Source organism: Streptomyces montanus, assembly GCF_005786655.1.
Taxonomy (GTDB): Bacteria; Actinomycetota; Actinomycetes; order Streptomycetales; family Streptomycetaceae; genus Streptomyces; species Streptomyces sporangiiformans.
Genome location: NZ_VBZC01000030.1, coordinates 14,139 through 32,559 on the forward strand (window position 1 = coordinate 14,139; position 18,421 = coordinate 32,559).

General features: G+C 71.6%; 14 protein-coding genes and 2 pseudogenes. 12 read left to right on the forward strand and 4 right to left on the reverse strand.

From position 1 onward, the window contains the following. The first annotated feature begins 5 nt into the window (after nucleotides 1–5). The 10 genes from FE633_RS25675 (at nucleotide 6) to FE633_RS25720 (ending at nucleotide 14,364) form a co-directional block, all read left to right on the forward strand. Nucleotides 6–923 (forward strand): carbohydrate ABC transporter permease, encoded by a 918-nt coding sequence (locus FE633_RS25675; protein WP_138047560.1) that lies wholly within the window; start codon nucleotides 6–8, stop codon nucleotides 921–923. Further along, nucleotides 920–2,188, forward strand: a complete 1,269-nt coding sequence (locus FE633_RS25680) for a 6-phospho-beta-glucosidase (protein WP_138047561.1) — start codon at nucleotides 920–922, stop codon at nucleotides 2,186–2,188. The genes FE633_RS25675 and FE633_RS25680 overlap by 4 nt, the downstream gene beginning before the upstream one ends. Then, on the forward strand, nucleotides 2,185–3,222 hold the full coding sequence (locus tag FE633_RS25685; protein ID WP_138047562.1) for an N-acetylglucosamine kinase: 1,038 nt from the start codon (nucleotides 2,185–2,187) through the stop codon (nucleotides 3,220–3,222). The genes FE633_RS25680 and FE633_RS25685 overlap by 4 nt, the downstream gene beginning before the upstream one ends. A gap of 382 nt (nucleotides 3,223–3,604) precedes the next feature. Further along, nucleotides 3,605–5,032, forward strand: coding sequence for a hypothetical protein (locus tag FE633_RS25690; protein WP_246113834.1), 1,428 nt, complete (start codon nucleotides 3,605–3,607; stop codon nucleotides 5,030–5,032). Between the two features lie 14 nt (nucleotides 5,033–5,046). After that, nucleotides 5,047–6,060: a glutamate ABC transporter substrate-binding protein gene (locus FE633_RS25695; protein WP_138047564.1), complete on the forward strand. Its 1,014-nt coding sequence runs from the start codon at nucleotides 5,047–5,049 to the stop codon at nucleotides 6,058–6,060. Between the two features lie 76 nt (nucleotides 6,061–6,136). Continuing rightward, on the forward strand, nucleotides 6,137–7,459 hold the full coding sequence (locus FE633_RS25700; RefSeq protein ID WP_138047565.1) for a hypothetical protein: 1,323 nt from the start codon (nucleotides 6,137–6,139) through the stop codon (nucleotides 7,457–7,459). Continuing rightward, nucleotides 7,453–10,086: a serine/threonine-protein kinase gene (locus FE633_RS25705; protein WP_138047634.1), complete on the forward strand. Its 2,634-nt coding sequence runs from the start codon at nucleotides 7,453–7,455 to the stop codon at nucleotides 10,084–10,086. Before FE633_RS25700 ends, FE633_RS25705 begins: the two co-directional genes overlap by 7 nt. After that, a complete protein-coding gene (locus tag FE633_RS25710) occupies nucleotides 10,087–11,382 on the forward strand; it encodes a PP2C family protein-serine/threonine phosphatase (RefSeq protein WP_138047566.1) in 1,296 nt (431 codons plus the stop codon). A gap of 165 nt (nucleotides 11,383–11,547) precedes the next feature. Beyond that, on the forward strand, nucleotides 11,548–12,894 hold the full coding sequence (locus tag FE633_RS25715; RefSeq protein WP_138047567.1) for a vWA domain-containing protein: 1,347 nt from the start codon (nucleotides 11,548–11,550) through the stop codon (nucleotides 12,892–12,894). Between the two features lie 108 nt (nucleotides 12,895–13,002). Next, entirely contained in the window at nucleotides 13,003–14,364 is a 1,362-nt protein-coding gene (locus tag FE633_RS25720; RefSeq protein ID WP_138047568.1) for an FHA domain-containing protein, read from the forward strand. A 79-nt stretch (nucleotides 14,365–14,443) separates the two neighbouring features. Here FE633_RS25720 and FE633_RS25725 read toward each other — a convergent pair whose 3' ends face one another. Further along, nucleotides 14,444–15,424 (reverse strand): methyltransferase domain-containing protein, encoded by a 981-nt coding sequence (locus FE633_RS25725; protein ID WP_138047569.1) that lies wholly within the window; start codon nucleotides 15,422–15,424, stop codon nucleotides 14,444–14,446. A gap of 129 nt (nucleotides 15,425–15,553) precedes the next feature. On the opposite strand from FE633_RS25725, the gene FE633_RS25730 reads away from it, so the two are divergent. Both FE633_RS25730 and FE633_RS25735 read left to right on the forward strand, forming a co-directional pair. Next, a complete protein-coding gene (locus FE633_RS25730; RefSeq protein ID WP_138047570.1) occupies nucleotides 15,554–15,958 on the forward strand; it encodes a globin in 405 nt (134 codons plus the stop codon). Nucleotides 15,959–16,079: 121 nt separating this feature from the next. Then, nucleotides 16,080–16,888: pseudogene (locus FE633_RS25735) on the forward strand (ABC transporter permease); the annotation flags it as partial. Nucleotides 16,889–17,040: 152 nt separating this feature from the next. Here the strand turns inward: FE633_RS25735 and FE633_RS49550 are convergent. The 3 genes and pseudogenes from FE633_RS49550 to FE633_RS25750 form a co-directional block, all read right to left on the reverse strand. Then, nucleotides 17,041–17,232: pseudogene (locus FE633_RS49550) on the reverse strand (four-carbon acid sugar kinase family protein); the annotation flags it as partial. 78 nt (nucleotides 17,233–17,310) lie between these two features. Further along, nucleotides 17,311–18,003: a DUF8010 domain-containing protein gene (locus FE633_RS25745; protein ID WP_138047635.1), complete on the reverse strand. Its 693-nt coding sequence runs from the start codon at nucleotides 18,001–18,003 to the stop codon at nucleotides 17,311–17,313. Beyond that, a complete protein-coding gene (locus FE633_RS25750) occupies nucleotides 18,000–18,419 on the reverse strand; it encodes an acyl-CoA thioesterase (RefSeq protein WP_138047571.1) in 420 nt (139 codons plus the stop codon). The genes FE633_RS25745 and FE633_RS25750 overlap by 4 nt, the downstream gene beginning before the upstream one ends. Nucleotides 18,420–18,421: the final 2 nt, after the last annotated feature.

The window sequence follows — 18,421 nt, forward strand, 5'->3', positions numbered from 1 at the left end:
TCCCCATGACCAACGCCGTCACCTCGCCGCCCGTATCCCCGGCCGCGCCGGGCCCGGCGCGTGCGACCGACCGCAGTCCCGCGAGCCGTGCCGCCCGACGCCAGGAGTTGCTGCACTGGATCGCCGTGCACTCCCTCGGTATCGCCGCCGCGCTGTTCTTCGTGATGCCGTTCGTGTTCATCCTCCTCACCTCCCTGATGGACGACCGGCAGGCGCTCACCAGCGCGCTGTGGCCGCGCTCCTGGAACTGGGACAACTACGCGACGGTGTGGCAGGCCCCCGGCTTTCTGACCTGGTGGCGCAACACCCTGATCTACGCGGGCCTCGGCACGCTCCTCACCGTCGTCTCCAGCATCCCGGTGGCCTACGCCCTGGCCAAGTTCCGCTTCCGCGGGCGCCGGATCGCCATGATGCTGGTCATCTCCGCGATGATGCTGCCGCCGCAGGTGGTCATCGTTCCGATGTATCTGTTCTGGGCCAAGCAGATGCATCTGAGCGGGACCCTGTGGCCGCTGATCATCCCGATGGCCTTCGGCGACGCCTTCAGCATCTTCCTGCTGCGCCAGTTCCTGCTGACCGTGCCGAACGAGTACCTGGACGCGGCCAAGGTCGACGGCTGCGGCGAACTGCGCACCCTGCTGCGCATCGTGATACCGCTGGCCAAACCGGGCATCGCCGCCGTCGCCCTCTTCCAGTTCTTCTACTGCTGGAACGACTACTTCGGCCCCCAGATCTACGCCAGCGACAATCCGGCCGCCTGGACGCTCAGTTACGGCCTCGAGTCGTTCAAGGACAACCACCACACGAACTGGAATCTCACCATGGCCGCGACCCTGCTCGTCATGGCGCCGGTGATCGCCGTCTTCTTCTTCGCACAAAAAGCCTTCATCGAAGGCGTGACACTGACGGGAGTCAAGGGGTGAAGCTGGCAGTCGTCGGCGGCGGATCGACCTACACACCGGAACTGATCGACGGATTCGCCCGGTTGCGGGACACCCTGCCCATCGAGGAACTGGTGCTCGTCGACCCCGCCCATGAGCGGCTGGAGCTCGTCGGGGGTCTCGCCCGGCGCATCTTCGCCAAACAGGGGCACGGCGGGCGGATCGTCACGACCTCCGACCTGGACGCGGGCATCGAGGGCGCCGACGCCGTCCTGCTCCAGCTGCGCGTCGGCGGACAGGCCGCGCGCGAGCAGGACGAGACATGGCCTCTCGAGTGCGGCTGTGTCGGGCAGGAGACGACCGGTGCGGGCGGCCTCGCCAAGGCGCTGCGCACGGTGCCGGTGGTGCTGGACATCGCGGAGCGCGTACGGCGTACGAATCCGGGCGCCTGGATCATCGACTTCACCAACCCGGTGGGCATCGTGACCCGCGCCCTGCTCCAGGCCGGTCACAAAACGGTCGGACTGTGCAACGTGGCGATCGGATTCCAGCGGAAGTTCGCCGGGATGCTCGGGATCGCGCCGGCCGAGGTACACCTCGGCCATGTGGGCCTCAACCACCTCACCTGGGAAACCGAGGTGCGGCTCGGCGGCCCGGAGGGCGAGAACGTCCTCCCCAAGCTGCTCGCCGAGCACGGCGACGCCATCGCCGCCGACCTGCGTCTGCCCCGCGACGTCCTCGACCGCCTCGGCGTCGTCCCCTCCTACTACCTGCGCTACTTCTACGCGCACGACGAGGTCGTACGAGAGCTGCGGACGAAGCCGTCGCGGGCCGCCGAAGTCGCCGAGATGGAACGCGAGTTGCTGAAGATGTACGGCGACCCGGAGCTCGACGAGAAGCCGGCGCTGCTCGCCCGGCGGGGCGGGGCGTACTACTCGGAGGCGGCCGTGGACCTGGCGGCCTCGCTGCTGGGCGGCGGGGCCGGCAGTCCGTACCAGGTCGTGAACACGTACAACAAGGGCACGCTGCCGTTCCTGCCGGACGACGCCGTCATCGAGGTGCAGGCGGCCGTCGGGCCGAAGGGGCCCACGCCGCTGCCGGTGCCGTCGGTGGACCCGCTGTACGCGGGCCTGATGGCGCAGGTGACCGCGTACGAGGACCTGGCGCTCGAGGCCGCGCTGCGCGGTGGCCGCGACCTGGTGTTCCGCGCACTGCTGGCGCATCCCCTGGTCGGCCAGTACGCCTATGCCGACGCCCTCACCGACCAGTTGATCGCGCACAACCGGGAGCACCTCGCGTGGGCATGACGTCATCGGGGCCCGGTGCCCACGCGGCCGCCGGGTCCGCCTCCGCGTCCGTACTGGCCGTGGACGCGGGGAACAGCAAGACCGATGTCGCCGTCGTCGCGCGGGACGGGCGCGTGCTCGCCGAGGCGCGCGCCGGCGGGTTCCAGCCGCACGCGCTCGGGGTGCGGCAGGCCGTGGACACACTGGCCGAGGCCGTCGACCGGGCCTTCGCCGAGGCGGGCGTGACCTCGGCCGACCACGTTTCCGCGTGCCTCGCCAACGCCGATCTCCCCGTCGAGGAGGAACAGTTGGCGGCCGCGCTGCACGCGCGCGCGTGGGGCGCGAGTGTCGAGGTGCGCAACGACACCTTCGCGATCCTGCGCGCCGGGGTCGCCGAGCCGCGCGGGGTGGCGGTGGTGTGCGGCGCGGGCATCAACTGCGTCGGCATGCGTCCCGACGGCCGCATCGCCCGCTTCCCCGCCATCGGCCGCCTCTCCGGTGACTGGGGAGGCGGCGGGGGCCTCGCCGAGGAAGCCGTGTGGTACGCGGCGCGCGCCGAGGACGGCCGCGGCGGACCGACCGCGCTGGCCCGCTCCCTGCCCGCCCACTTCGGCCTCGACTCCATGTACGCGCTGATCGAGGCCCTGCACCTGAAGCACATCGCGCACGAACGGCGCCACGAGCTGACGCCGGTCCTGTTCGCGACGGCGGCGGACGGCGACCCGGTGGCCCGCGCGCTCGTCGACCGGCTCGCGGACGAGGTGGCGACCATGGCGGGCGTCGCCCTGTCCCGCCTCGGCCTGCTGGACGAGGAGACACCGGTGCTCCTCGGCGGAAGCATCCTCGCGGCCCGGCACCCCCAACTCGACGACCGGATACGCGAGCTGCTGGCCGAGCGCGCCCCCAAGGCCGTACCCCAGGTGGTCACCGCGAGCCCGGTGCTGGGGTCCGCGCTGCTCGGTCTCGACCACGTGGGGGCGCCTGACGAGGTGCACGCGCGCGTGCGGACGCATTACGAGGGCGGACGCCGAGTGCTCACGCCTGAAAACCCCTGAGAGCTCCTGAGAGCCTCTGAGAACCCCGGGGAACCAGGGAAAACCAGGGAACCGCACGGTTGCGGATGGCGTATTCATGGGCAGAGGTGGTGCGGGGATCTTCCGCTGCGCCGAGATCGGACGTCGAGACCGAATGCCGGATCGAATGCCGGGATCGATGGCCGAGATCGGATGCCGCGCCGGATCCGATTGCGCTGCGATCCGAACAAGATCCAGTCAAGGCCTGTTCGGATGTCAGTCCCGGCGGCGATACTTGCGGCCGTGCACCTCTGCCCGTGCGTCCTGACGCCGGGCGGATGTGGCTGAAAGATGACCAGGGGGAGGTCAAGTGACACACCCGCCGAACGGCAGTCAGGCTCCACCGGGCGCCGGTACGCCCACGATGCCCGCGATGCCGCCGCAACCGGGGCCGCCGGCCGTGGTGCCATCGGTCACGCCCGCGTCGCAGGCCCGGCCGACCGCGCCCGACGTGGCACCCCCGCGCCGTACAGCGTGGGCGGAGGGCGTCGACCAGCTGCGCGCCGCGGCGACGACGGAACCGGGCCGGCTGCGCATCATCGGTGCCGTACTGGCCCTCCTCGTCGTGGCGTTCGGAGCGGTCACCGCCTGGCAGATGACGGAGCGATCGGCGGCCGCCGACGACGTGCTCTACAGCAGCGAGCCGCTGAGCGCCTCCGCGGCGGAGATCTACCGCTCGCTCGCCGACGCCAACACGGCGGCCTCCAGCGGCTTCCTGGCGGGCGGCCAGGAGACGGCCGCCTCCCGCACCAGGTACGAGCGGGATATCAAGACGGCCGGCGAGAAGCTGGTGAGCGCGGCTTCCAACTCCGAGCCGGGCTCCGAGTCGGAGAAGACCATCACCCGGCTGAACAAGCTGCTGCCCGAGTACAAGGGCCTGATCGAGCGCGCCCGGGCCAACAACCGGCAGGGCTACCCCCTCGGCGGCGCCTACCTGCGGTACGCCAACGACAAGATGCAGGTGATGCTCGACGACGCCGAGGCTCTCTACAAACTGGAGAACCAGCGGCTGCGCGCCGACTACGACGACGCGACGCCCTACCCGTGGATCGCGATCGGCGTCGGTGTCGTCGCGATCGGCGGGCTCGTCTGGGCCCAGCGGCGCAACTACCGGCGGACGAACCGGGTGTTGAACCACGGCATGGTCGCCGCCACCGCCGCCACCACCGTGGTGCTGCTCTGGCTGGTCGTCGGCCACACCGTCGCCCGGTCCGGGCTGAACGAGTCGTACGACCACGGAGTGCTGTCCCTGAACACGCTGAACGACGCCCGGATCGCCTCCCTCAAGGCGCGCGGAAACGAGAACCTGACCCTGGTCAGCCGTGGCGCCGAGACCGTGGAGGTGGGCACGGGCGACGACAAGAAGAGCGTGGACGCCTACGACCACGACTTCCAGGGCCAGATGAAGGACCTCGCCGCGAAGCTGGCCGCCGCCGAGGACCTCGCGGACGACAGTGCGGGCGAGAGTCCGGTGAAGGCCGCGACGGGCAACATGAAGGTCTGGCAGGAGCGCCACAAGGAAGCCCGCGCGGAGGACCTCGAGGGCAACTACCAGGGCGCGCTGGACAAGGTGATCGGCTCCAAGGACAAGAAGCCGACGGGTGAGTGCTTCGACAACGTGGTCGACAAGCTGGGAACGGCGCTCACGCACGAGGAGAAGGAATTCAAGCTCGCGGCCGGTGACGGCCGGGACGCGATGAGCGGCCTTCCGGTCGGCGCCGCGGTGCTGGCCGTGCTGGCCGCGGCGGGCGCGGTGCTCGGCATCGGGCGCAGGCTGTCGGAGTACCGGTGAGAGGAGGCGTGACGATGAACGTACAGCGTCTGCGGGCCAGTCTGAGGGGCTGGGGCGGCGTGAGTGCCATGGCGGTCGTCTGCGCCCTGACGGCCCTCTTCGCTCTGGTGCTGCCGCTGACCCAGTCACCCGGCGACAGCGGCACGGGCGTCGGCGGCCAGGGTGTGGCCCAAGGTGAGCGGATCAGGGCCGAGGCGAAGTGCACCGCCCCGGAGGACCGCAGCCTGGCGCCGTCCGGTGACCAGGACGGCGAGGCGGTCCAGGCAATCCGGAAGCGCGGGTATCTGTCCGTCGGCGTCGACCAGAACAGCTTCCGCTGGGGCTACCGCGACCCGAACAGCACCTCGGAGAAGGCCGAGCTGGAGGGCTTCGACATCGATCTCGTGCACGCGATCGCGGACGAGATCCTGGGCAAGCAGGACGCCGAGGTCCGCTTCCACGCCATCCCGACCGACCAGCGCATCCCGGCGATCAAGCGCGGCGACGTCGACATGGTGGTGCGCACGATGACGATCAACTGCGACCGCCTGAAGGAAGTGGCCTTCTCGTCCCCCTACTTCCAGACCGGTCAGCAGGTCCTGGCCCCGAAGAAGTCGGACATCACGGGGTACGACGGCTCACTCGCGAACAAGAAGATCTGCTCCGCGAAGGGTTCCACCGCCTACGAGAACCTGGAGGCGGACCAGAAGAACGGCGACCTCGTCGCCTCCGCCGACATCAAGACCACCGTGCCCAACCAGCTCGACTGCCTGGTGAGGCTCCAGCTCGGAGAGGTCGACGCCGTGGTGACCGACGGCGCGCTCGCCGCGAGCCAGGCCGCACAGGACCCGACGGTCGAGCTCAAGGGCAAGCCGTTCACCACCGAGTACTACGGCGTGGCGATGAAGCTGGGCGCCGACGATCTGGTACGCCGGGTCAATCAGGTCCTGGTGGACTACCGCAAGGACGGCTGGCAGCAGTCGTACAACACATGGCTCAGGGCAAGCCTCGGCGCATCGTCGGGCCCGCCCCCGGTCGAGTACCGATAACCGACCTGATACGACTGGACAGTTGCCCGGGCGCGGGGGACGCGCGCAGGGAACGACCGAGATCGAGAGGTGATTGATGGGCGTCGCGGGACCCTCCGGGCCGGTGATGGACCGGGACGAGGTGGACCGTGCGCTGGCGCGGCTCGGCGCGGAGCACGAGGCCATCGAGACCTCGCTCCTCGCCCTGCAGGACCACGCGGGCCGCAGACTCCTCGAAGGCGCCGAGCTCACGGGCACGACCCGGGAGCGCTGGACGGCCGCCGAGGCGTCGATCACGCTGCTCTGGGCGTACTTCGACGCGTACGCGGGCGCCCTGCGCTCCGCACGTGAGGTGCGCTCCCGCAGACGCTGGCCGAACCGCGACGACCTGGTGGAGCTGACCGAGCTGCTGCGCGGCGAGAGCGTCACGGTGGCCGGCAGCACCGCCGCCACGGCCTCCGCGCCCACCCTGGCCGGCACGGGCAAGCTCAGCGAACGATTCACCCTCGCCGAACTCGTCGAGCGCATGAACACGTTGTACGCGCAGTCGCTCGACATGGTCGTGGCGGCCGACGCCGTGTGGTCGGCACTGCCCGCCCGGATCGATCTGCTGGCAGCGGAGTTGCAGCGCACGCGCCGGCTCGCGCACTCCGTCGGCGTACGGCCCGGTGAGCACCCGGCGGGCGACGACCTGGAGCGGATCACACGCACGCTCACGGGTCTGCGCGAGCAGGTGGTGTCCGACCCGCTGGCCTTCTGGCTGCCCGCGCAGGGCAGTTCGGCGCCGGGTGGCGGCCGCCCTGACACCACGCGCTACGACCGGGAGGCGCGCGCCCTGGAGGACGTGCGCCGGGAGATCGACGCGGTGCTCACCGTCCGGCAGGACGCGGAGACACGGCTGGTGAAACTGCGGGACGTGCTCTCGCGCGCGGACCGCACGCTGGCCGAGGCGCGGTCGGCCCGCGGAGAGGTGCTGGCGAAGATCGCCGCGTCGGAGGTGCCCGCGGTCAGCGGCCCGCCGACCGCGCTGCAGGAACAGCTGGCGACGGCCGCCGAATACCGCAGACACGCGCAGTGGCACCGTCTGTCGCCGCTGCTGGAGGCGCTGGAGCAGCGGGCCGAGGACGAACTGCTCCGAGCCCGCGAGTCGTTGACGGCCGTCACGGCTCCGCTCGCGGTCCGCGCGGAACTGCGCGGCCGCCTCGACGCGTACAAGGCGAAGGTCGCCCGGCACGGTCTCGCGGAGGACCCGCTGCTGGTGGAGCGCTACGACGCGGCGCGCCGCATGCTGTGGAGCGCGCCGTGCGATCTGCGCGTGGCCGAACAGGCGGTGCTGCGCTACCAGCGGGCGGCCGCCGATTTGCTGGTGCCCAGGGTCCCCGACCAGGGAGGGCCTCAGGACCGGAGGGGGGAATCGTGAGTCAGCAGAACGCGAGCGAGCCAAGGCAGTGCCAGCGCCCCGGGTGTTCGGGGTCGTACGAGGACGTGGGCGGCGGCGAGTTGTACTGCGACACGTGCGGTCTGGCGCCCGTCGTCTCCCAGAGCGGCATGGTGGGCTCCCCGCCCACGGGGATCACGGCGGGCGGCAAGGGCTCGCGCGGAAGCGGCAGTTCGCGCTCCAGCTCCCGGGCGTCCTCCCGGGCGTCGTCCCGCTCCTCGCAGTCCCGGCGCTCGGTCTCGGGCCGTCTGTCGCGCTCCTTGTCGGGGAAGTCGACGGGCCGTTCGGTGTCGGTGCGCAGCTCCGGTTCGACGGCCGGGTCCTCCGGCCGCGGCCGGCTGGGTGTCGGCCTCGTCACGGTCCCGGACGTGCCGCGCCCCGATCCGCGCGAGATGGTCCAGGAGAACCCCGAGGTGCCCGAGCGCAAGCGGTTCTGCTCGCGCTCCGACTGCGGGGCGCAGGTGGGGCGTTCGCGCGGCGACCGGCCGGGACGTACGGAGGGCTTCTGCACCAAGTGCGGCCACCCGTACTCGTTCGTGCCGAAGCTGCACACGGGCGACATCGTGCACGGTCAGTACGAAGTGGTGGGCTGCCTCGCGCACGGCGGGCTCGGCTGGGTCTACCTCGCCGTGGACCGGGCGGTGTCCGACCGCTGGGTGGTCCTCAAGGGCCTGCTCGACACGGGCGACCAGGACGCGATGGCCGCCGCGATCTCCGAGCGCCGCTTCCTCGCCGAGATCGAGCACTCCAACATCGTGCGGATCTACAACTTCGTCGAGCACCTCGACCAGCGCACGGGCTCCCTGGACGGCTACATCGTCATGGAGTACGTCGGCGGCAAGTCCCTCAAGGAGATCGCCAACGAGCGTCGTGCGACGGACGGGAAGCGCGATCCGCTGCCGGTGGAGCAGGCGTGCGCGTACGGCATCGAGGCGCTCGAAGCCCTCGGGCACCTGCACAGCCGCAACCTCCTGTACTGCGACTTCAAGGTCGACAACGCGATCCAGACCGAGGACCAGCTCAAGCTGATCGACATGGGCGCGGTGCGCAGGATGGACGACGACGAGTCGGCCATCTACGGCACGGTCGGCTACCAGGCGCCGGAGGTCGCCGAGCTCGGCCCGTCGGTCGCCTCCGACCTCTACACCGTCGCCCGTACGCTCGCCGTGCTGACCTTCGACTTCCAGGGCTACACGAACGTGTTCGTGGACTCCCTGCCCGACCCGGACAACATCGAGGTCTTCCGCACGTACGAGTCGTTCTACCGGCTCCTCGTGCGGGCCACCGACCCCGACCCGGCCCGCCGGTTCGCCTCCGCGCAGGAGATGTCGGAACAGCTGACGGGTGTGCTGCGTGAGGTCGTGGCCCTGCAGACGGGGCGGCCCCGCCCCTCGCTGTCCACGCTCTTCGGGCCCGAACTGAAGGTCACGGACACGGAGTTGTTCGGGCAGCTCGACGGGGACGTGTCGCGGCTGGGAGCACGCGTCATTCCGGTGGGCCGTCGCGGGAAGAAGGGCGCGCCCCAACTGCCGCCCGGGACGACGTCGGGGGCACCGGCCGCGTCGGCGACCGGCGCGAACGGCGTGCCGGCTCTCGCGTCTGCGCTCGGCACGCCGGCCATCACGTCCCCGAACGGCGCACCGGCACCCCCGCCGACCGCCCTGGTGAAGCCGCTCGGCACGGCGGCCGCGGCGCTCGCGCTGCCGGTCCCCCGGGTCGACCCCGGCGACCCGAACGCGGGTTTCCTGGCCGGCCTCATGGCGTCCGCGCCCGCGGAGCTGATCGCCGCGCTGCACGCGGCGCCCACCGGCTCTCCGGAGCTGCGGCTGCGCGAGCTGCGGGCGCGCCTGGAGATGGGCGAGCTCGACAGTGCCGCCGGCGCACTCGCGGCCCTGGAAGCGGACCACCCCGACGACTGGCGGGTGGTCTGGTACCGGGGCGTCGCGGCCCTCGCCACCGCCGAGTACGAGACCGCGGCGCTGTCCTTCGACGCGATCTACGACGCGTTCCCCGGCGAACCCGCCCCCAAGCTGGCCCTCGGTCTGTGCGCGGAGGTCCTCGGGCAGTTGGACAACGCCGCCGAGTACTACCGCCTCGTGTGGACGACCGATCCCAGCTATGTGAGCTCCGCGTTCGGGCTGGCCCGCGTCCAGCTCGCGGCGGGCGACCGCCGGGGTGCCGTACGGACCCTGGAGTCGGTGCCGGAGGCGTCGATCCACTACACGGCGGCCCGCGTCGCCGCCGTACGGGCGCGTCTGCGGCACCGTATGAACGAGGCGCCCGACGCGCCGTTCCTGGAGGACCTCACCGCGGCGGCTGGACAGATCGAGGCGCTGGGGGGATACGGTCTGGACGCGGTTCGCCGCGAGCAGTTGTCCACAGAGGTCCTTGGCTGCGCCCTCGACTGGGTACTCTCCGGTAGCCGGGGTTCTGCGCCACCGACCACCGGTGCGCGGACCGTACTGCTCGGCAGTGACCTGGACGAGCGAGGCCTCCGCTTCGGCCTCGAGCGCTCGTACCGGACACTGGCCCGGCTCGCCCAGGGTGGCGAGGAGAGGATCGATCTGGTGGAGCGCGCCAACCGCTACCGCCCCCGGACGTGGGTGTAATTGATGTCGCAGATGCCCCCGGCATTGTCGAAGTGCCCCAGCTGCGAGGAGCCGCTGGAGTCCGGCGACCGCTTCTGCGGTGCGTGCGGGTACGACCTGTCGGCCGTGCCCGCACCACCGGACGACAGCCCCACGATGACCATGAACGGCGCGGTGCCGCGGCCCGCTTCGGCCGTCGGGCCCGTCGACTGGCCGGTCGCCCCGGAGGTGGACAGCTCGGACAGGCCCGCCCCGGTGCATGTGCCGACCGACATCCAGGGGACCGACTCGGGCGGGTCGGAACTCCCGGCGGAGGTACGGTTCGACGGGCCTCCGGAGCCGGACGAGTACGCCTTGCAGGCACCCGATCCACGAACGGCCGACTTCGCGACGCCGTCCGCGGGCACCAAGCTCTGCGTGGCCTGCCGTGCGGGCCAGGTCGACCGCGACGGCTACTGCGAGAACTGCGGACACGCGCAGCCACGCGAACGCGACCACATGGAGCAGGAGTTGGGAGCGGTCGCCGCGGTCAGTGACCGGGGGCTGCGCCACCACCGCAACGAGGACGCGTTCGCCGTGTCGTCGACGGCGCTGCCCGACGGCTCCCCCGCGGTCGTCGCGGTCGTCTGCGACGGCGTGTCCTCGGCGACCCGCCCCGACGAGGCCTCCCTGGCCGCGTCCCGCGCCGCCAACGAAGCGCTCCTGGACTCCCTGCCGCGCGGCGCCCATCCGCAGCAGGCCATGCACGACGCGATCATCGCCGCCTCCCAGGCAGTCAACTCCCTGGCGGGCGCCACCCCTCCGGACGAGCACGCCCCGCATCAGAACGCGCCCGCGTGCACCCTCGTCGGCGCCGTCGTCACCCCCAGCCTGCTGATCGTCGGCTGGGTCGGCGACAGCCGCGCCTACTGGGTCCCGGTGGACCGGGGTTCACCCGCGGCCCGGCTCACCGAGGACGACTCGTGGGCGGCGCAGATGGTCGCCGCGGGCCTGATGAGCGAGGCCGAGGCCTACGCCGACGAGCGCGCCCACGCCATCACGGGCTGGCTCGGGGCGGATGCGTACGAACTGGAGCCGCACACCGCTTCCTTCAAACCGGACCGGCCGGGTGTAGTGGTGGTGTGCACGGACGGGTTGTGGAACTACGCTGAGGCGGCCGAGGAAATGGCCGAGGTCATCCCGCCCGACGCCGCGGTCCGGCCGCTGCACAGCGCCCAGGTCCTGGTCGGCCACGCCCTGGACGGCGGGGGCCACGACAACGTAACAGTGGCCGTCCTGCCGTTCCCGGCCCCGCCCCAGGGGGCAGGATCGGCCTGAGGCCGGACGCGATCCGGTCTCGGGAACCGGACGGATCCGGTCTCCGAGGCCGGCCGGAGACCGGTCTCGGGGGCCGGGAAGGAACGGCCCCGGGCCGGAGGGGACCGGTCCGCCCACCGATATGTCCCACGGCTCGTGGGGGTCCTGAGGGGGAGCAGAGACAGCATGGCCAATTTCTCGAAGTCGAACGTGCCGCAGTTCTCGGTGGATGTGTACCAGAACGAGTACCTGCCGGAAGGCGGCCGTGAGGTCAACGCGATCGTGACGGTGACCTCGACCGGCGGCGGCACCATCGGCAGTGCGGTCGCCGCGCCACATCTCTACACACCGGGGCAGGGACCGGACGCGGCCGTGGCGATCATGGTCGACTGTTCGGGCTCGATGGACTACCCGCCGACCAAGATGCGCGGCGCCCGCGACGCGACGGCCGCCGCCATCGACGCCCTGCGCGACGGCGTGCACTTCGCCGTGATCGGCGGCACACACGTGGCCAAGGAGGTCTACCCGGGCGACGGGCAGCTCGCGGTCGCCGACGCGCGGACCCGCGACCAGGCCAAGCAGGCGCTGCGCAAGCTCAGCGCGGGCGGCGGCACCGCGATCGGCACCTGGCTGCGGCTGGCCGACCGGCTGCTCTCCTCGGCGGACGTCGCCATCCGGCACGGCATCGTGCTCACCGACGGCCGCAACGAACACGAGTCGCCGGAGGACCTGAAGGCGGCGCTGGACGCCTGCGCCGGCCGCTTCACCTGTGACGCGAGGGGCGTCGGCACCGACTGGGAGGTCAAGGAGGTCACCGGGATCGCCTCCGCGCTGCTCGGCACCGCCGACATCGTCGCCGACCCGGCCGGCCTGTCCGCCGACTTCACACAGATGATGGAGACGGCCATGGGCAAGGAGGTCGCGGACGTGGCACTGCGGCTGTGGACGCCGGTGGGCACAGCCATCAAGTTCGTCAAGCAGGTCGCGCCCACGGTCGAGGAGTTGACCGACCGCCGCACGGAGGCGGGCCCGCGCGCCGGGGACTATCCGACGGGCTCATGGGGCGACGAGTCCCGTGACTACCACGTGTGCGTCGAGGTGCCGTCGGCCGGAATCGGCCAGGAAATGCTCGCGGCCCGGGTCTCCCTGGTGATCCCGCAACCCGACGGCACCGCCCAGACACTGGGCGCGCAGGGTCTCGTACGGGCCGTGTGGACCGACGACATGACGGCGTCCACGTCCATCAACCCGCAGGTCGCGCACTACACGGGTCAGGCCGAACTGGCACAAGTCATCCAACAGGGTTTGGATGCCCGTAAGGCGGGAGATGTCGACGGAGCAACGGCCAAGCTGGGCCGGGCGGTTCAGCTCGCCAGCATCTCCGGAAACGCGGATACGGCGAAACTCCTTGCGAAGGTGGTGGACGTGGTCGACGCCCCGGCAGGTACTGTGCGATTGAAAGCGAAGGTCGAGGAAGCCGACGAGATGACTCTCGAGACACGGTCCACCAAGACTGTTCGTGTAAAGAAGTAGGCGGTCCGGCCCCTCCCCGGGGCCGGAGAAAAACGAGCCCGGCCCTCACCCGAGGGGACGGAGAACTTCGGTCCCCCGGGACCGGACAGGAAAGGGAGAAGCGCCGACATGCCGACCTGCCCGAACGGACACCAGTCGGGTTCCGACGACTGGTGCGAGGTCTGCGGTCACCGCATGGCCGGAGCCGTACCCCCGCCCCCTCCTCCGCCGCCCCCGGCGGCCGGCTACGGCTATCCCCCGCCGCCGCCCGGCCAGGGCGGGCACCCGCACCTGTCCGCCGTGCCCGACCAGGCACCCGAGCCGGAGTTCTGCCCGCAGTGCCACACCCCGCGCGAGGGCGGGGCGCCGTTCTGCGAGGAGTGCCGGTGGAACTTCCTGACGAACACGGCGACCTCGTACACCCCGGCCGCACCGCGCCCGCCGGGGCCGGGTCCCGGCGGCGGTCCCGGGGGGCCGAACCCGGCGCTCCAGTTCCAGCAGCAGCCCGGACAGCCCGGTTCCGGCCATGATCCGTACGACTACCAGAGCTCGCGGCCCTCGCAGGTGAACCGGCCCGCAGAGCCGATCCCGCCGTTCGGCGGTGAGCCCTCGGGACCGTCCGGGTTCCCCGGCGATCCGTCGCGCCCGGTTCCGCCGCCGCCCGGGCCGGGAGGCCCAGGGCCCGGGGCCAACGGTCCCGGTGGGCCCGGCGGGTCCGGCGGGTCCGGTTATCCCGGTGATCCTGGTTTTCCCGGTGCTCCTGGTGATCCTGGTTTTCCCGGTGGTCAGGGCGGTCCCGGTGGTCAGGGCGGTCCCGGTGGGCACGGCGGTCCCGGTGGACCCGGTGATCCGCAGGCGTTCCAGCAGGCCGGCGGGCCGCCGCCTCCGCCCGCGTATCCGCAGGAGACCGGGCACCCGCAGGCTCCGGGCGGACCGTCCTACGGGGGTGGCGAAGACGACTGGGTCATCTCGCCGCCTTCGGGTCCGGCGACCGGTGCGCCCGGCGGCCCCGGTTCCGGTCAGGGCGGGTACGGCTACCCGCAGCCCGGCGCGACCCAGGCCCCGCCCGGGTACCAGCAGCAGCCGCTGAACTGGAGCATCACGATCGGGCCCGACCGCGAGTACTTCATGGCGATGATGCAGCGCTCCGGCCCCGAGGCCACGGGGCTGAACCTGCCCGCGTACTCACCGGAGCAGCAGCGCCCCCTCGTCGGCAACCAGATCACCATCGGCCGCCGTCGCCACTCCACGGGCGACACCCCCGACATCGATCTGTCGGTGCCGCCGGAGGACCCCGGCGTCTCGCACCAGCACGCGGTCCTTGTCCAGCAACCCGACGGCAGCTGGGCGGTGGTCGACCAGAACTCCACCAACGGCACCACCGTCAACGGCGCCGAGGAGCCCATCCAGCCCTTCGTCCCCGTACCGCTGCAGGACGGCGACCGGGTGCATGTGGGGGCCTGGACGACGATCACGATCCGCCGGGGCTGAGGGGCAGAAACGCTTCGGGGGCGTACGGGCCGCATGAGAGGCGTACGGGCCGGAGCTGCGGTGTCACCAAGTCACGGTGTCACCGCAGCGTCCAGGTATACGGCCCTTCCGGGTCGTCAAGCCACGCCCACTCGCGCTCGCCGCTGACCGAGACCCCGTACCGCTCGCGTTCCGGGTGCTCCGCGCTCTCCCACAGGGCCACGGCCTCGTGCGGATCGAGGATGCCCCAGGTGAGGGCCAGCAGGAAGCGGAAGGACTCGTGCTGGACGGCCCGGCGCGGCAGGCATCCGTCGCCCGTGGGCTCCGGCTCATGCCGGTCGGTGCCGCGCAGGGGCACGAAGTAGGCGGGCGTATGCAGGAAGTGCCCCTCGGCGTGCTCGGTGTCGCGTACGCGCAGGTCGATCAGGCCGGTCGCGAGCGGCGTGAGGATGTGGGCGCCGGGATTGCACTGGGCGAGCCAGGGGCGCGGGATCGAGGTCACCGTGCAGGTCGCGATGATCCGGTCGTACGGGGCGCGTTCGGGGCAGCCGCGGGCGCCGTCTCCGGTGACGACGGTCGGGCGGTGTCCGGCGGCGGCCAGGTGCTGCCGGGCCGACTCGGTGATCTCCGGGTCCAGATCGATCGTGGTGACCAGGTCGTCGCCCAGCCGGTGGGCGAGCAGGGCCGCGTTGTAGCCGGTGCCCGCGCCGATCTCCAGGACCGTGTTCCCGTCCCGTACCTCCAGTTCCGTCAGCATCTTCGCCATCAGGGACGGCTGGCTGCTGGACGAGACCAGCCGGCCGTCGCGCACCCGCGTGGCCAGCGGGGAGTCGGTGTACGCGCCGCGCAGCCAGCGCACGCGCCTGCGCGGGTCGGGGTCCTCGCCCCACAGGCGTTCGTAGCCGTCCTCGGCGCCGACGTAGTAGTACGGCACGAAGAGATGACGCGGGACGCTCGCGAACGCCTCCCGCCAGACCGGGTCGGCGTCCCAGGCCCCGCTCGCGTCGATCTCTCGCACCAGCGCGGCCCGCGCCATGGCGGCGAGGTCGGTCGGCCCGTGGTCGGTGGCGTGTGCACCCATGCCTCCACTGTGCTGCGCGACGGGCCGCGAGGCGAGCGCCGAAACGGGCCTGACCGCGTCTGACCGGGATCGAATGCCGGTGGTCCTAAGCCTTGAGTCCTCGGTCCCCCCGTCTGAGACCATGGACGGGTGAAAGAGATTCGGCGCGGCACACTTCAGGAGCAGACCTTCTACGAACAGGTCGGTGGCGAGGAGACCTTCCGGCGCCTCGTGCGCCGTTTCTACGAGGGTGTCGCCGAGGACCCACTGCTGCGGCCCATGTATCCCGAGGAGGACCTGGGTCCGGCCGAGGAGCGCCTCACGCTGTTCCTGATCCAGTACTGGGGCGGCCCGACCACCTACAGCGACAACCGCGGCCACCCCCGGCTGCGGATGCGCCACGCGCCCTTCACCGTCGACCGCGCGGCGCACGACGCCTGGCTCAAGCACATGCGGGTCGCCGTCGACGAGCTCGGCCTCTCCGAGGAACACGAGCACACGCTGTGGAACTACCTGACGTACGCGGCGGCGTCGATGGTGAACACGGCGGGCTGACGCCGCTCACGTCACCTGATTTCGGTCACAATCGGGTCAAGCCCGGTCGGCAAGCGCTTACCCGCCGGCCACTCCCTCTGACAACATCGCCCCGGGTCGGGACATTTGCGGAGGGGGCCGCGTGACGGAGTACGTCTTATTACGGGCTCGGGCACATCGCCTGCTGTTGAGCGCCGCCCTGCTCACCGTCCTGCTCACGACCGCCGTCCTGGCGACCCTCACCGCGTACTCCGGCGCGATCGGCGACGCGGCCCTGCGCCACTCCCTCCTCGACACGGCGGGCACGGAGAGCGCCGCGGCCACGACCCTGATCGTCAAGGCGGACGTGCCCGCCGATGAGCGCGAGGCCGCCGACAGAGCCGTACGGAAGGCAGCGCGGCGCACCTTCGACGGGCTGCCGGTGGCACTGCGGACGCTGGTGCGGTCGGGGCCGTACGCGCTGCCGCGCTCGCTACAGCCGGCCGCCGCTCGCGGGGACGACCCGGACCTCACCCACCTCGCCGCGCTGGACCCGTCGCGGGTCCGGGTCGTCGAGGGGCGGCTGCCGCGCGATCCGAGGGGGCGCGAGATCGAGGTGGCCCTTCCCGAGACCGCCGCGCGGGCGCTGTCGCTGAGGCCCGGCGCGCGGCTCACACTCGCAGACCGGCTCAAGGGCCCGAAGGTGCAGGTCAGGATCACCAGTCTGTACCGGCCCACCCCGGCCACCTCGCCCTACTCTGGCAACTGGACGAGCTGGGCGGCCGGGGCATCAACAAGGTCGACTTCACCACCTATGGGCCGCTCCTCACCGATCCGGCCGTACTGCGCGCCAACGGGCGCGTGAGCGACGGGCCTTCGGCCTGGCTGGCCTCCGCCGACTTCTCGACGCTGACGACCGGACGGATCGACTCCCTGCGGGATGCCGCACACGCCGGCCCCAAAGTGCTGCTCAAGGACATCCCCGTCCTCACCAGCTGGACCGTCGACGACCTGCGCTGGGCCCTGCGCCAGAACAGCACCGCCTTCTTCGTCCTCACCAACACCCGCAGCCTCGCCCCCGCCGACGCCGCCGCCCGGAACCGCGACATGGAGGTGATGCCGCCCTTGGCGATGACGAAGGCGGGCCGGCGGGCGGAGTTGACGAGGCGTACCGCTTCGACGAGGGCGGCGGAGACGCGGCGGGAGATGGCGAGGCTGGCGTCCGGGTCCCTGCCGGTGACGACCTCGCGGGTGGTGCGGATGACGGCGTCGGAGGTCTCCAGGGCGGCCGCGGCGGCGGTGGCGGTCTCTTGGATGTGGTGCGATCGGCTTCGCCCTCACGGCCGCGCTGTGGCCGCTCGTGTAGCGGGTCGGCGCACGCCGTCGCGGGAGGGTCAGCGCACGCTGACGTCCAACGCCCCGAGTCCCGCCCTGCGTACGGCGATCGACCCGTACGGCGTACGCAGCCTGAGCCATGTGCCCGACGAGAGCAGCGCCCATGCCGACTCGTCGGGCACGGTCGCGCGTGCCACGGGCCTCAGGAAGCCCAGTGACTGCGCCGCGTGCGCCGCCCGCACCGGCAGGCCGGTGTCACCGATCGGCCGGGACCAGATCTCCCGCCCGATCCGGTCCAGTTCGGCCCGGGTACGCTGCTCGGTCGTCAACTCTCCGATGCGAGAGCGGAATTCGGCGACCGCCTCAGCCACCATCGCCCGCACCGTGTCCAGTCCGGGCAGCCCCGGCTCCTGCCGCCAGCCACCGCGGGGCGGCAGCATCCCGGCCCACGGCGGGCCGGTGACGGCGGCCGGGACGACGGCCGTGGCCGCCGACTCGTCGATGGACTCCAGGAGTTCACCGGCCGAGACGGTGACGTCGAGCGAGGCGTCGAGCCCGTTCTCGTACGGCTTCGCGAGCCGTGCCGTGCGGATCGCGAGCACCTCGAACGACGGCGGCCGCCCGAACACCGCGAGCGTCGTCCCCGACACCTGCAGCCGCACCGCGGCCGCACGGTCGTAGTGGATCAACCGAGCGAGGAAGGCGGCAAGATCCGCCGCCTCCCCGTCGTCCGCGAGGTGCAGAACCGTCATGCCGCGACGGCCCCCGCCGGATCGTCCTCGTCGTCGGTGTACTCCTCGAGGAAGGCCCGCTCCTCGGCGGTGATACGGCGCGGCCGCTGCGCCTCGAAGTCGAACGGCACGATCACCGTCGAGGCCCGGACATACACCTGGTCCGGGTCCTTGACCTCGTACGTGACGGTGAACGACGCCGCCCTGATCTGCGTGACCCACAGCTCGACGTCCACCGGCGTGTGCCGGTGCACCAGCTGCTGCTTGTAGTCGATCTCATGGCGTGCCACCACGGACCCCTGCTGGAAATCCTTGTCCGGGCGGAACAGGAAGTCGATGCGCGCCTCTTCCAGATAGCGGAGGAAGACCACGTTGTTGATGTGGCCGTACGCGTCCATGTCCGCCCAGCGCAGCGGGCAGCGGTAGATGTGCCGCAAGA

What these genes read in the sequence shown, in the direction of transcription:
- FE633_RS25675 (WP_138047560.1), top strand. Translation starts at nt 6, where the DNA reads ATGACCAACGCCGTCACCTCGCCGCCCGTATCCCCGGCCGCGCCGGGC.
- FE633_RS25685 (WP_138047562.1), top strand. Translation starts at nt 2,185, where the DNA reads ATGACGTCATCGGGGCCCGGTGCCCACGCGGCCGCCGGGTCCGCCTCC.
- FE633_RS25690 (WP_246113834.1), top strand. Translation starts at nt 3,605, where the DNA reads ATGCCCGCGATGCCGCCGCAACCGGGGCCGCCGGCCGTGGTGCCATCG.
- FE633_RS25695 (WP_138047564.1), top strand. Translation starts at nt 5,047, where the DNA reads ATGAACGTACAGCGTCTGCGGGCCAGTCTGAGGGGCTGGGGCGGCGTG.
- FE633_RS25700 (WP_138047565.1), top strand. Translation starts at nt 6,137, where the DNA reads ATGGGCGTCGCGGGACCCTCCGGGCCGGTGATGGACCGGGACGAGGTG.
- FE633_RS25715 (WP_138047567.1), top strand. Translation starts at nt 11,548, where the DNA reads ATGGCCAATTTCTCGAAGTCGAACGTGCCGCAGTTCTCGGTGGATGTG.
- FE633_RS25720 (WP_138047568.1), top strand. Translation starts at nt 13,003, where the DNA reads ATGCCGACCTGCCCGAACGGACACCAGTCGGGTTCCGACGACTGGTGC.
- FE633_RS25725 (WP_138047569.1), bottom strand. Translation starts at nt 15,424, where the DNA reads ATGGGTGCACACGCCACCGACCACGGGCCGACCGACCTCGCCGCCATG.
- FE633_RS25745 (WP_138047635.1), bottom strand. Translation starts at nt 18,003, where the DNA reads ATGACGGTTCTGCACCTCGCGGACGACGGGGAGGCGGCGGATCTTGCC.